7 protein-coding genes and 1 tRNA gene are annotated in these 13,176 nt (G+C 73.1%); 5 read left to right on the forward strand and 3 right to left on the reverse strand.

Going from position 1 to position 13,176, the window contains the following annotated elements; all coding sequences use genetic code 11:
* Window positions 1-37 precede the first annotated feature (37 nt).
* The 3 genes from OOK34_RS34735 to OOK34_RS34745 form a co-directional block, all read right to left on the reverse strand.
* A complete protein-coding gene (locus tag OOK34_RS34735) occupies window positions 38-1,954 on the reverse strand; it encodes a GMC family oxidoreductase (protein ID WP_267038155.1) in 1,917 nt (638 codons plus the stop codon).
* A 73-nt stretch (window positions 1,955-2,027) separates the two neighbouring features.
* Window positions 2,028-4,376: a hypothetical protein gene (locus OOK34_RS34740; RefSeq protein WP_267038156.1), complete on the reverse strand. Its 2,349-nt coding sequence runs from the start codon at window positions 4,374-4,376 to the stop codon at window positions 2,028-2,030.
* A tRNA-OTHER gene (locus OOK34_RS34745) sits at window positions 4,376-4,449 on the reverse strand. Before OOK34_RS34745 ends, OOK34_RS34740 begins: the two co-directional genes overlap by 1 nt.
* 228 nt (window positions 4,450-4,677) lie before the next feature.
* Between OOK34_RS34745 and OOK34_RS34750 the strand changes: the two genes are divergently transcribed.
* The 5 genes from OOK34_RS34750 to OOK34_RS34770 all read left to right on the forward strand — a co-directional run bounded on the left by OOK34_RS34750 (window position 4,678) and on the right by OOK34_RS34770 (window position 13,142).
* The gene (locus tag OOK34_RS34750; RefSeq protein WP_267038157.1) at window positions 4,678-6,012 is read left to right on the forward strand and encodes a sugar ABC transporter substrate-binding protein; all 1,335 of its coding nucleotides are present in this window, start codon (window positions 4,678-4,680) and stop codon (window positions 6,010-6,012) included.
* A 68-nt stretch (window positions 6,013-6,080) separates the two neighbouring features.
* Window positions 6,081-6,974 carry a carbohydrate ABC transporter permease gene (locus OOK34_RS34755; protein ID WP_267038237.1) on the forward strand — a complete coding sequence of 298 codons (894 nt, stop codon included), beginning with the start codon at window positions 6,081-6,083 and terminating at the stop codon, window positions 6,972-6,974.
* The gene (locus tag OOK34_RS34760) at window positions 6,971-7,831 is read left to right on the forward strand and encodes a carbohydrate ABC transporter permease (RefSeq protein WP_267038158.1); all 861 of its coding nucleotides are present in this window, start codon (window positions 6,971-6,973) and stop codon (window positions 7,829-7,831) included. The genes OOK34_RS34755 and OOK34_RS34760 overlap by 4 nt, the downstream gene beginning before the upstream one ends.
* A 52-nt stretch (window positions 7,832-7,883) precedes the next feature.
* The gene (locus OOK34_RS34765) at window positions 7,884-10,907 is read left to right on the forward strand and encodes a glycoside hydrolase family 38 C-terminal domain-containing protein (protein ID WP_267038159.1); all 3,024 of its coding nucleotides are present in this window, start codon (window positions 7,884-7,886) and stop codon (window positions 10,905-10,907) included.
* A gap of 210 nt (window positions 10,908-11,117) precedes the next feature.
* A complete protein-coding gene (locus OOK34_RS34770) occupies window positions 11,118-13,142 on the forward strand; it encodes an FAD-dependent oxidoreductase (RefSeq protein ID WP_267038160.1) in 2,025 nt (674 codons plus the stop codon).
* Window positions 13,143-13,176 lie beyond the last annotated feature (34 nt).

The following is a 13,176-nucleotide window of genomic DNA, read 5'->3' on the forward strand; positions in this document are numbered from 1 at the left end:
CGCCCGCTCCGCGTGTTAACGGCTCAGGTGGGCCGGCTCAGCGCGCGGCCCGCAGGATGTCCTGGCTGGCCTTCTCCGCCAGTACCAGGGTGGGCGCCATGATGAAGAGGCCCGGGATGCGGGGGAAGGCGGAGGCGTCGACCACCCGGAGGTTGGAGGTTCCGTGCACCCGCAGTTGGCCGTCCAGGACGGAACCGCGCTTGCCCGCCGGACCGATCGCGGCGGTGCAGGAGGCGTGGTGGCCCCAGGCCTCCTTCCTGATCCAGGCCGCCAGCTGCGCGTCGGTGCTCACCCGGGGGCCGGGGACCTCCTCCCGCACCGAGTCGAGGAAGCCCGCCTTGGCGTTGATGCTGCGGATCGAGCGGACCGCCTCGATCATCGCGGCCACGTCCGCGTCCCCGGCCCTCCCGTCGTCCATGGAACGGAAGTTGATCACCGGCTGGCGGGTCGGGTCGGCCGAGGACAGCCGTACGGTCCCGGCGCGGTCGGCCGCGTAGCCCTTGAGCACGAGCCAGGAGAAGTGCCTCTTGTCGCGCACCGCCAGCTCGTCGAACTTCGGTACGTACCCGGCGAAGTTCCCCGGCGCGCAGAAGACGAACAGCTCCGGATGGGCCGCCCCCTTGGAGGCCCGCCGCTTGATGCCGGTGACGACGCCGTTCGCCCCGTACGGGGTCGCGGAGGGCGTCGGCGAGTTGCGCCACTCGGTCAGGCAGAGGTCGCCCCGGTCCTGGAAGGAGCATCCCGCGAGGGCGGTGAAGTCCCGGTTGAGCGCGGAGACCACCGACACCTCGTAGCGGTCCTGGAGGTTGGCGCCGACGCCGGGCAGGTCCAGCAGCGGGGTGATGCCGTGCTCCGCCAGGTGCTCCCGGGGGCCGATGCCCGACAGCATCAGCAGCTGGGGCGTGTTGAAGGCGCCGCCCGCGACGATCACCTCGCGCGTCACCCGGACGGTGCGCCGCATCCCGTCCCGTTCGGCGGCGGACCGGGGGGCGGCGCCGGGGGTCGCCTGGTAGAGGTGCCGTCCGGACAGGTATTCGACGGCGGTGGCCCGCAGTTCGCCCTGCCGCTCCTCGAACACGATCCGCTCGGCGAGCGCGTCCGTGGCGACGGCCAGCTTCGCGGCGTACCGGGAGCGCACGTCGAGGAGCCGCTCGCGCACCGCGTGCCGGCGCCCCGCGCGGACCGTCATCGGCGTCGAGAAGGCGCCCTGGGAGCTGCGGTCCACATTGGTCCGGGAGTTGACGTCCGTGTCGGTGGCCGCGGCGACGGTGCCCGGGGGCAGAGGTTCGGCCTTGGCGGCCAGCGAGAGCTTGTCGAGGAAGGCGTCGCGCAGGGCCAGCAGGAGACTGGACTCCTCCACCGGCTGCCAGGACAGCACCTTCTTCCAGTGCGTGTCCCACATGACCTTCGGATCCCAGCCGGAATCCCCCGTCAGATCACGGATGTACGCCCAGTCCGTGTGCTCCGGGTACATCAGGATGGTGGCGTTGTGCGCGGAACAGCCGCCGAGGGTGGCGGCCCGGGGGTAGAGGATGCCCTTGCCGTCGACCCACTGGCTGCCGTGCGCCGCGTCGTCGGTGTAGTGGCGCACCCACATGTCCCAGCTGATCTCGGGATCGGTGGCGGCCTTCAGGTGCAGTGCGGGGACGTCGTAGTACGTCTCGTTGCCGTGCGCGGGACCGGCTTCGAGGACCAGCACCGAGTGGCCGGCCTCGGCCAGGTTGGCGGCGACGCTGCCGCCCCCGGGGCCCGAGCCGATCACCACGTACTCGACCTCGTCCGGGGTCTCCCGCCCCGGCCGCGCGGCGGGGACGGCGGGTGCGGCGGCCGTGGGCGGTGGTGCGGCGGCGCCGGTGAGCGCCGCCGCGGCGACGGCGGCCGTGGAGGCGAGGACCGTACGGCGCGCGGGGGAAGGGGAGTTCGAAGGGTTCAGGGAGGGGGAGTCAAGATCCATACGGCCGTCCTATGACTCCCCCTACCGGGCGTACGCACGCCACGCCGCCCCGGACCCGTACGGGGCACCCGGTTCACCCCTGGGGGTGGAACCGCCCCGGCTCCGGCGCCCGGACCACGCGCATCCAGTGCCCGTCCGTGCTCCAGCCCAGCAGCCGGCGGGCGCGGCCCCCGTCGGCGGTGCCGTCCGCGCCGAAGGAGCCGCCCCGCGCCACCAGGCGCAGACCGGCCAGCGCGGGCGCCAGCCGGGCCCGCACGTGCGCCGGACGCAGCGCGGACTCCGCCTCGATCCAGGCCAGCACGGCCGACTGCTCCGCCGGATCGCACAGCGACAGGTGGAACAGCATCTGCCGCCACGCGTACGCCGCGTCCTTGATGGTGGACAGCGGGCGCGGGTTGCCCTCCACCCGGGCCACCAGCCGGCACACGGTGGTGAAGCAGGCCCGGGCGGGCTCCGCCCAGCCGGACTCCGGGGCGACCCCGGCCCGCCCGGCCAGGGTGGCGAGGTTGTGCGTCGTCAGGATCTGGGCCTGCTCGATCACCTTGCCGTTCGCCGCCGTCGACCAGGCGTGCCCGGTGTCCGCGCGCTCGGCGCACAGCTGCGCGAACTCCGCCGCGGTGCGGGCCGGGTGGCCGCGCCGCGCGGAGTCGGCGGCCTGCGCCACCGCCATCCGGCGCAGCCCGGCGTAGTCGATGCCGTAGTAGCGCTCGTACAGGCTCCCCTCGAGGACCTCGGCGGCGATCCGCGCGGCGACCAGGAACTTCGGGCTGAAGGTCCCCATGAAGATGTCGGCGGCGAGCTCCTCCACGAAGGGCGCGCCCAATTCGGCCTGCCGGGCCAGCTGCCCCAGCTCACGGACCAGGGGGTTGGGCAGCACCGTGCCGGGGAAGGCCCGCACGGCCAGCCCGCCGAGCCGGCGCAGCGCCTCGTGGGCCGGCTCGGGGTCGGCGCCGCCGGTGCGCTGATGGCCGGAGACCGCCCGCAGCCAGGGCAGTTCCTCGATCCGTACCTGGCTCTGCAGGTTGAGCAGGAGCAGCGAGCGGCGGCCCCGGAAGGCGCGGTACGTCGCCGCCATGAGGGTGCGCAGCGGCGCGTCGGCGTACCGCTCGGCGGTGACCGCGGCGACGAGCTGCGGCACCAGCTCGGCCAGCACCTCGGCCGACGGCACCACCCCCCGGTCCACGAGCACCTCCAGCGGGGCGCTGAGGGCGGCCCGGACGCTCGCGCCGACCGCCGGCGGGATCCGTGCGCCCTCGGGCAGGCCGCTCCCGCGGGCCTCCTCGGCGCTCACCGGGGCCAGGGGGCTCTCGGTGTCCGGGGTTCCGGCGCCCTGGTCGAGCCCCGAGATCCGGCTCAGCACCAGGCCGGCCAGCGCGTGGTGCGCGGGCAGCGCGGCCTGGCGGGCCTGGACCTCCCGGAGCCGGATGTGCCCGGGGGAACCGGGCGTGCCGCGCTTGGCCAGCATCGAGGCGACGGCGACCCGCAGCAGACCGGCCAGGCGGGGCGCCGGCTCGCGGCCGGCGACCTCCTCCTCGAGGGCGCGGCGCAGGATGGCGGCGTTCGACTTCGGGTCCAGGTGTTTGGTGCACCGGGTGTGCGCGGCGGCGAGCGTCCGGTAGCGCGCCAGCAGTCCGGCGCCCTCGGCGTGCCAGCCGGGCGCGCCCGAGTGGGCCCGGAGCCGGTGGGCGAGCAGCTCGTCCTCGAACGGCCGCCACACGGACAGGGCCTCGCGCTGGGTCTCCACGGCGGCGTTGGGCCCCCGGCGGGCGAGCGCCGCCGTGGCCTCGCCGACGGTCCGGCGGTGCACGGAGTCCACCCCGGGCGCGGGCCGGCCGGTCGGGCGCGGGGCGAAGCGCAGCCGGTCGGCGAAGGGCCGGATCACCGTGACGAGTTCCGCCGCGGAGTCGAAGTCCCCGGCGCGCACCAGCCACGCCACCGTCGCCAGCGCGGCCTCCTCGGGCACGCGCACCTCGTAGCAGCCGCTGTCGAGCAGGGACCACAGGCGCAGCAGGCCGTCCTCGGTGAGGAAGTGCGCGAAGAGTTCCGCGCGGGTCGCCGGTACGCCGGCCAGCCGGGCGGCCTCCTCCTCGTAGGGCAGCAGCGGCCCGCCGGCGGAGGCGGCGCCGGTGGCGAAGCCTCCGGTGACCACCTCCGGGGTGACCCAGGCGGGCAGCGCGGCGACCGGGGTGCGGGACCCGATGGCCAGGGAGCCGTCGGCGATGCCGGACAGGACGTTCTGCCACTGGCGGATGCGGGACTGCGCCCGCTCGCGCGTGGCGGTGTCCTCGTGGGTGCGCGAGGTCCGCAGGGCCTGGGCCAGCCGGCCCGCCGCGTAGGACGGGGACACGGCCACGGGCCGGGGCCCGGGAACGGAGCCGGGCTCGGACGGGTTCGGAGGCTGCTTGTCAGCGTGTGCGTTCATGGCCGACGTGGCAGGTTCCGCCCCTGCGCCCTCCGGGTAGAAGCCCGGCGCTCTGCTGCTGAGCTACACGTCGTGGTCGTCCACGAACCTAGGCGGTGATCACCGTACGCCGCAAAGGTTTTTGCGGCGGGCGGGGCGGCGGGGGACCGGGCGCCGGCCCGCCCGGGCGGTGGTGCGGTAACGGTGATAAACCGCTTTAGGCCATCGCCGGCGAGGCCGCGTTGACGGCCTACCGCCGTGCGGTCAGCGTGGGCACCGCCCTCCGGCAGCGAAGCCGGAACCTCCCCCGAAGGCGGCGACCATGACTCCTTCCCGCGTGACCCGCACGGCCATCGCCACGCTGGTGGCCGGCACTTTCCTGGCGGCCTCCGGATGTGGTCTGAGCGGGGGCGGCGCCGATGCGGGGGAGGCGCGCAGAACCGGCGAGGTGTCCGGGGAGATCACCTTCCGGACCCTCCAGCTGAAGCCGAAGTTCACCGGCTACGTCCAGGGCGTCATCGACGCCTTCGAGGCGAAGTACCCCGACGCCAAGGTGAAATGGGAGGACGTCCCGGGCGACGGCTACAACGAGAAGCTCGTCGCCGACGCCCAGGCCGGGGCCCTGCCCGACGTGGTGAACCTCTCCACCGACTCCTTCCAGCTCCTCGGGGACCGGGGCATGCTCGCCGACGTGGCCCGGCTCGACGGGGAGGCGGCCAAGGAGTACGTCCCGGGCGCCTGGGAGCAGTTCAAGCTGCCCGGCAAGGGCGACGGCGTGTACGCCTACCCCTGGTACGTGACCCCCGAGATCCTCACCTACAACAAGGACCTCTTCGCGAAGGCGGGCCTCGACCCCGCCCAACCGCCCACCACCGTCGAGCAGTTCTTCGACTACGCCGAGCAGATCGCCGCCCGGTCCGGTGGCCGGTACGCGGCCTTCATGGCCGACCCCAAGGGCCGGCTGCCCGGCGACTGGCAGAAGATGGGCGTCCCCCTCCTGAACGGCGGACAGGACCGGTTCACCTTCGACACCGGCCAGGCCGTCGCCTGGGTCGAGCGGATGAAGGACCTCTACGCCAAGGGCGCCATGCCCAAGGAGTCCCTCCTGAAGGCCGACGACATCAACCAGCTCTACGGCGCGGGCAAACTCGTCTTCGGCCCCGGCTCCCCGGGCTTCGTCAGGGACATCAGGAACAACGCCCCGCAGGTCTACGAGCTCACCGGGGTCGCGGGCGCCGTCACCGGCAGGCTCGGCCACATCGGCATCTACGCCCAGTCGCTCGGCATCCGCAAGGACACCCGGCACCCGGACGCGGCGGCCGAGTTCGCCAAGTGGGTCACCAACGGCCCCAACCAGGTGGAGTTCTCCAGGAACGCCACCATCTACCCCTCCAACGCCAAGGGCCTGGCCGACCCGCGCTTCGCGGACCGGGGCGACGGCAAGGACGCCGAGACCCTGGCCCGCGCGATCGGCGCCGAACAGCTGAGGACGGCCGGCCTCGACGCCAACACCCCCGTCCAGTGGACCAACCAGGTCGGCGACGCGGTGGTGCGCGAGGTGCAGAAGGCCATCACGGGCGAACAGGACGCCCGGACGGCGGTGCGCAAGGCCCAGGAGGAGGCCAACCGGCTGCTGGCCGCCGGGGCGCGCAAGTGACGGCTGCCCCCGCCGCCGTGCCGGACACTCGCCGCGGCAGAAGACGCCTGCGCAAGGCGGAACGGGCGATGGAGGCCGACACGGGCCTGGTCCACCGCGCGTGGTGGACCCCCTACCTCTTCCTCGCCCCCGGCCTGGTGATGGTGGCCCTGTTCAGCCTCTGGCCGTTCCTGAACACCGTCGTCCTGTCCTTCACCGACGCGCGGATCCTGCGCGGGGGCTCCTTCGTCGGCTTCGACAACTACACCCGCGCCTTCGCCGACCCGGACTTCTGGACCGCCACCGGCAACAGCGTCCTGTACCTCGCCGTCGTCGTCCCCTGCCTGGTCCTCCTGCCGCTGGCCCTCGCGGTCCTCGTCCAGACGAAGGTCCCCGGGATCGGCCTCTTCCGCTCCGCCTTCTACACCCCGGTGATCGCCTCGGCCGTCGTCGTCGGGCTGATCTGGCAGTGGGTGCTGCGCAGCGACGGACTGGTCAACACCGTCTTCGAGGCGATCGGCGTCATCTCCGAGCCGATCCCCTTCCTCACCGACAGCACCATGCTGCTGGTCTCCGCGATGCTCGTCACCGTGTGGAAGGGCCTGGGCTACTACATGGTCTTCTACCTGGCGGCACTCGGGAACGTCCCCGCCTCCCTCCACGAGGCGGCCGCCCTCGACGGAGCCGGCCCCGTCCGCCGCTTCTTCAGCATCACCGTCCCCCAGGTGAAGCCGATGATGCTGCTCGTCGGCACCCTCTCCGCGATCTCCGCGCTGCGCGTCTTCACCGAGATCTACATCCTCGGCGGCGAGAGCGGCGGCCCCGGCGGCGGCGCCCGCACCCTGCCCTTCCTCATCCGCCAGGTCGGCCTCGGTTTCGCCGGGGAGACCGGCTACGCCTGCGCCATCTCCCTCCTGCTGTTCCTCCTGACCCTGGTCTTCAGCCTGCTGGGCCGCCGCCTGTCGAAGGGGGACGAGAGTTGAGCGCCACCCGCGCCACCCGCGCCACCCGGCCCGGCCGCGGGCGCCGCCGGGCCGGCCTCGCCGCCCGGTACGCCGTGCTCCTGCTCACCCTCGTGCTGATGCTCGGGCCGATCGCCTGGCAGTTCCTGACCTCGGTCCGCGGCCGCACCGAGAACGTGTACGACGGCGTGCTGCCCTCGCGGCCCACCCTCGACAACTACCTGCGCGTCGCCGAGTCCTTCCCGCTCGCGCAGTACGTGGGCAACACCCTGGTGGTGGCGCTGCTCGCGGTCGCCTCCAACACGCTGTTCGCGGCGATGGGCGGCTACGCCCTCTCCCGGGCCGCCTGGAAGGGCCGCAGGACGGTCTTCACCGTCCTGGTGGCGACCCTGATGTTCCCCTTCGAGTCCGTGATGATCTCGATGTTCCTCACCGTCCGCGAGATGGGCCTGGTCGACACCCTCGTCGGGGTCTGGCTGCCCGGCGCGGTCTCCGTGCTCAACATCATGATCATGCGGGCGGCCTTCCTCGCCGTGCCCAAGGAGATCGAGGAGGCCGCGGTCCTGGACGGCGCGGGGGAGTGGACCCGTTTCACCCGGGTGTTCCTCCCGGCCGCCCGGGGAGCCCTGGCCGTCGTCTGCATCACCAGCTTCATGGGCGCCTGGGACGACTTCCTGTGGCCCCTGCTGGTCCTCACCGACAGCGACCACTACACCCTCCAGCTCGGTCTGAAGACCCTGGCCGGCGCCACCACCACGAGCGACCAGCGGATCGTCGCCGCCGGCGCCATGGCCGCCCTCGTCCCGATGCTGCTGCTCTTCCTCGCCCTCCAGCGTTTCTTCTTCAAGGGAGTGGGCGAGGGATCCGTGAAGACCTGAACCCTTCCGCGCCGCCCGTCCCGTCCACCGCACCCCTCCTGGAGCCGCCGTCATGCACGACGACCGCAGCATCACCGAACACCGCCTCCGCCGGGTCCTCAAGGAACGGATCCGGCCCGCCGTCCACTCCCGCCCGCTCCCGCTCACCGTCGAGCGCTGGGATGCCCCCGGCGAACCGGTCCCGGTCGCCGAGGCCCTGGCCGCCCCGTACGCACCCTGCGCGGCGGGCGAGGACTGGGGCCCGGCCTGGGGCACCACCTGGTTCAAGGTCACCGGCGCCGTGCCCGCCGACTGGGCGGGCCGCAGCGTCGAGGCCGTCCTCGACCTCGGCTTCGACCGGATGATGCCCGGCTTCCAGTGCGAGGGACTGGTCCACCGGGCCGACGGCAGCGAGGTCAAGGCCCTCAACCCGTACAACGACTGGGTGCGGGTGGCCGACTCCGCGGCGGGCGGCGAGCGGATCGAGTGGTACGTCGAGGCCGCCTCCAACCCGGTCCTGGTCGAGCACGCCCCCACCTACGAGGGCGACCGGCTCACCAGCGGGGACCGGCCCCTGTACCGGCTGGCCCGGATGGACCTCACCGTCTTCGAGACCGAGGTCTGGGAACTCGTACAGGACCTCGAGGTCCTCTACGACCTGATGACCCAGCTCGACGGGGGCGACGCGCGGCGCTACGGGATCCTGCGCGCCATCGACTCCGCGCTCGACGAGGTCGACCTCGGCGACGTCCCCGGCACGGCCGCCGCCGCCCGCGCCTGCCTCACCGGGGTGCTCGCCGCCCCGGCGCACGCCTCCGCGCACCGGATCAGCGCGGTCGGCCACTCCCACATCGACTCGGCCTGGCTGTGGCCGCTGCGCGAGACCGTCCGCAAGGTGTCCCGTACCACCTCCAACATGGTCGCCCTGATGGACGAGCACCCCGAGTTCGTCTTCGCCATGTCGCAGGCGCAGCAGCTCGACTGGATCAAGACCCACCGGCCCGAACTCTTCGAGCGGGTCAAGAAGAAGATCGCGGACGGCCAGTTCGTACCGGTCGGCGGCATGTGGGTGGAGTCCGACACCAACATGGTCGGCGGCGAGGCCATGGCCCGGCAGTTCCTCTACGGCAAGAAGTTCTTCCTGGACGAGTTCGGCATCGAGACGAGGAACGTCTGGCTGCCCGACTCCTTCGGCTACACCGCCGCGATGCCGCAGCTCGTCAAACTGTCCGGGGCGCAGTGGTTCCTGACCCAGAAGATCTGCTGGTCCCAGGTCAACAAGTTCCCGCACCACACCTTCTGGTGGGAGGGCATCGACGGCACCCGCGTCTTCACGCACTTCCCGCCCGTCGACACCTACAACAGCGACCTCGGCGGCGCCCAGCTGGCCCACGCCGCCCGCAACTACCAGGAGAAGGGCCGGGGTTCACGCTCCCTGGTGCCCTTCGGCTGGGGTGACGGCGGCGGCGGCCCCACCCGCGAGATGCTGGCCCGCGCCCGGCGCCAGCGGGACCTCGAAGGCTCCCCGCGCGTGGAGATCGAGCGGCCCGACGCCTTCTTCGAGAAGGCCCGCGCCGAGTACGAGGACGCGCCCGTCTGGGCCGGCGAGCTCTACCTGGAGCTCCACCGCGGCACCTACACCTCCCAGGCCAGGACCAAGCAGGGCAACCGGCGCAGCGAGTCCCTGCTGCGCGAGGCCGAGCTGTGGGCGGCGACGGCCGCCGTCCGCGTCCCGGGCTTCGGCTACCCGTACGAGGACCTGGAGCGCATCTGGAAGACCGTCCTGCTGCACCAGTTCCACGACATCCTGCCCGGCTCCTCGATCGCCTGGGTGCACCGCGAGGCCCGCGCGACCTACGAGCAGGTGCGGGAGGAGCTGACCGCCATCACCCTGGCGGCGCAGACCGCCCTGGCCGGCCGGGGCGAGGAGGAGCTGGTCTTCAACTGCGCCCCGCACGCCCGGCGCGGGATCCCGGCCGGCGGCGCGGACCGGGCGCGGGCGGCCGCGCAGCCGGTGACGGTGGAGGAGCGGCACGGCGGCGGGCACGTCCTGGCCAACGGGCGGCTGCTAGTCGAGATCGACGGGCGCGGCCTGATCGTCTCCGCCTACGACCTGGAGAACGCCCGCGAGGCGCTCGCCCCGGGCGCCGCCGCCAACCTGCTCCAGATCCACCCCGACTTCCCGAACATGTGGGACGCCTGGGACATCGACTCCTTCTACCGCAACAAGGTCACCGACCTCGTCGCCCTCGACTCCCTGGAGGTCACCGAGAGGGCGCAGGACTCCTGCACGGTCACGGTCACCCGCTCCTTCGGCTCCTCCACCGTCTCCCAGGCGCTCACCCTGCGGGCCGGGGCCAAGACGGTGGACATCACCACGGAGGTGGACTGGCACGAGACGGAGAAGTTCCTCAAGGCCGCCTTCCCGCTCGACGTGAAGGCCGAACGCACCGCCTCCGAGACCCAGTTCGGACACGTCCACCGCGCCACCCACACCAACACCTCCTGGGAGGCGGCCAAGTTCGAGATCTGCGCCCACCGCTGGATCCACGCCGAGGAACCCGGCTGGGGCGTGGCGCTGCTCAACGACTCCACGTACGGGCACGACGTCACGCGGCAGATCCGGCCGGACGGCGGGCAGACCACCACCGTGCGGCTCTCACTGCTGCGCGCCCCCCGCTACCCGGACCCGGAGACCGACCAGGGCCGCCACACCCTGCGCTTCTCCCTCGCGCCAGGCGCCGCGATCGGGGACGCGGTGCGCGAGGGGCACGCGCTCAACCTGCCCGAACGCGTCCTGCGGGGTGCGGGCCCGGTCGCGGCGCTGCTGGCCGTCGACAACGACGCGGTGGTGGTGGAATCGGTCAAGCTCGCCGAGGACCGCAGCGGGGACGTGGTCGTACGCCTGTACGAGTCCCGGGGTGGGCGGGCGGAGGCCCGGCTCACCGCGGACTTCGCGATCACGGCGGCGGTCGAGAGCGACCTCCTGGAACGCCCGATCCCCGGTACGGCGGTGTCCGCCCCCGCGCCGGACGGGGCGGTGGGCCTGACGCTGCGCCCCTTCCAGATCCTCACGGTCCGCCTGCGCCGCGCCTGAGGGCGATCGATCCGGCCCCGCCCCGAGGGATGAGCGGCCCGCGCGTCAGTGAACTGCGCCACAGCCCCGGCCCGGCTTCGCGGGCCGGGGCCCGTACTCCCGGCGCCGAGGGCCCCGGGCCCCCTCGGCTGGGTTATGCACCTAGTTGCAAAACCGCCGGGGCCTCGCTAGAACAGGGAGCATCACCCCCGCGCGAGGAGGCGCCCCCTCATGAGTTCCCAGAGCCGGTACCCGCACCTGCTGAGCCCCCTGGACCTCGGCTCGACCACCCTGCCGAACCGCGTGATCATGGGCTCGATGCACACCGGCCTCGAAGAGCACGAGGGCGGCTTCGAGCGCCTCGCCGCCTTCTACGCCGAGCGCGCCCGCGGCGGCGCGGGCCTCATCGTCACCGGAGGCATCGCCCCCAACGACGCCGGCCGCCCCTTCGAGGGCGGCTCCCGCCTCACCACCGAGGAGGAGGCCGCCGAGCACCGGGTGATCACCGACGCGGTGCACGCCGAGGGCGGGAAGATCGCGATGCAGATCCTCCACTTCGGCCGCTACGCCTACCACAAGGACCTCGTCGCCCCGAGCCCGATCCAGGCCCCGATCAGCCCCTTCGTCCCGAACGAGCTCACCGACATCGAGGTCGAGCGGACCATCGAGGACTTCGTCCGCGCCGCCCGCCTCGCCAAGCTCGCCGGCTACGACGGCGTCGAGATCATGGGCTCCGAGGGCTACCTGGTCAACGAGTTCATCGCCGCCGCCACCAACCGGCGCACCGACCGCTGGGGCGGCGCGTACGAGAACCGCGTGCGCTTCCCGCTGGAGATCGTCCGGCGCACCCGCGCGGCCGTCGGCGACGAGTTCATCCTGATCTACCGGCTCTCGATGCTCGACCTGATCCCGGGCGGCTCCACCCTCGACGAGGTCGTCCACCTCGCCAAGGAGGTCGAGGCGGCCGGCGCCACCATCATCAACACCGGCATCGGCTGGCACGAGGCCCGCATCCCCACCATCGCCACCTCCGTCCCGCGCGGCGCCTACACCTGGGTCACCAAGCGGCTCATGGGCGCGGTGAGCGTCCCGCTCGTCACCAGCAACCGCATCAACACCCCGGAGAAGGCCGAGGAGATCCTCGCCGACGGCCGCGCCGACCTGGTCTCGCTCGCACGCCCCTTCCTCGCCGACGCCGACTTCGTCGCCAAGGCCGCCGCCGGGCGCCCCGAGACCATCAACACCTGCATCGGCTGCAACCAGGCCTGCCTCGACCACACCTTCAGCGGCAAGATCACCAGCTGCCTGGTCAACCCGCGCGCCTGCCACGAGACCGAACTCGTCCTGTCCCCGACGCGGGCGAAGAAGCGCGTCGCCGTCGTCGGCGCCGGCCCGGCCGGCATGGCCTGCGCCGTCTCCGCCGCCGAGCGGGGTCACGCCGTCACCCTCTTCGAGGCCTCCGGCCACATCGGCGGCCAGCTCGACGTGGCCCGCCGCATCCCGGGCAAGGAGGAGTTCGAGGAGACCATCCGCTACTACGGCACCCAGCTCGCCGCCCGGGACATCGACGTCCGCCTGAACACCCGCGCCGACGTGGACACCCTGCGCGGCTACGACGAGGTCGTCGTCGCCACCGGCGTCACCCCCCGCACCCCCGCCATCGAGGGCGTGGACCGGGACAACGTCGTCAGCTACCTCGACGTGCTGCGCGACGGGGTCCCCGTCGGGGAGCGGGTCGCCGTCGTCGGCGCCGGCGGCATCGGCTTCGACGTCGCCGAGTTCCTCACCGACAGCGGCGAGGGGGCGGCCCAGGACCCCGCCGTCTACTTCCGCCACTGGGGCGTGGACACCGAGTACGCCGGCCCGGGCGGCCTCACCGCCCCCGAGCGGCCCGCGACCCCGCGTCGGGTGACCCTGCTCCAGCGCAAGGCCACCAAGGTCGGCGCCGGCCTCGGCACCACCACCGGCTGGATCCACCGCGCGGAGCTCAAGCACCGCGGGGTGGTCTCGGTCGCCGGGGCCACGTACGAGCGGATCGACGACGAGGGCCTGCACATCACCGTCGGCGGCGAGCCGCACCTGGTGCCCGCCGACACGGTCGTCCTGTGCACCGGACAGGAGCCGCGCCGCGACCTGTACGAGGCGCTGCGCGCCGAAGGCATCGAGGCGCACCTGATCGGCGGAGCCGACGTGGCCGCCGAGCTCGACGCCAAGCGGGCCATCCGCCAGGGCACGGAACTGGCCGTGAGCCTCTGACACCGGGGGAGTTGTGGCGGCCCGCACCGGGCCG

It is taken from the genome of Streptomyces sp. NBC_00091, assembly GCF_026343185.1.
Classification (GTDB): Bacteria; Actinomycetota; Actinomycetes; order Streptomycetales; family Streptomycetaceae; genus Streptomyces.

Excerpts from the sequence above, each read along its gene's own strand:
- OOK34_RS34740 (WP_267038156.1), bottom strand. The coding sequence starts at position 4,376 with ATGAACGCACACGCTGACAAGCAGCCTCCGAACCCGTCCGAGCCCGGC.
- OOK34_RS34750 (WP_267038157.1), top strand. The coding sequence starts at position 4,678 with ATGACTCCTTCCCGCGTGACCCGCACGGCCATCGCCACGCTGGTGGCC.
- OOK34_RS34770 (WP_267038160.1), top strand. The coding sequence starts at position 11,118 with ATGAGTTCCCAGAGCCGGTACCCGCACCTGCTGAGCCCCCTGGACCTC.
- OOK34_RS34755 (WP_267038237.1), top strand. The coding sequence starts at position 6,081 with ATGGAGGCCGACACGGGCCTGGTCCACCGCGCGTGGTGGACCCCCTAC.
- OOK34_RS34735 (WP_267038155.1), bottom strand. The coding sequence starts at position 1,954 with ATGGATCTTGACTCCCCCTCCCTGAACCCTTCGAACTCCCCTTCCCCC.
- OOK34_RS34765 (WP_267038159.1), top strand. The coding sequence starts at position 7,884 with ATGCACGACGACCGCAGCATCACCGAACACCGCCTCCGCCGGGTCCTC.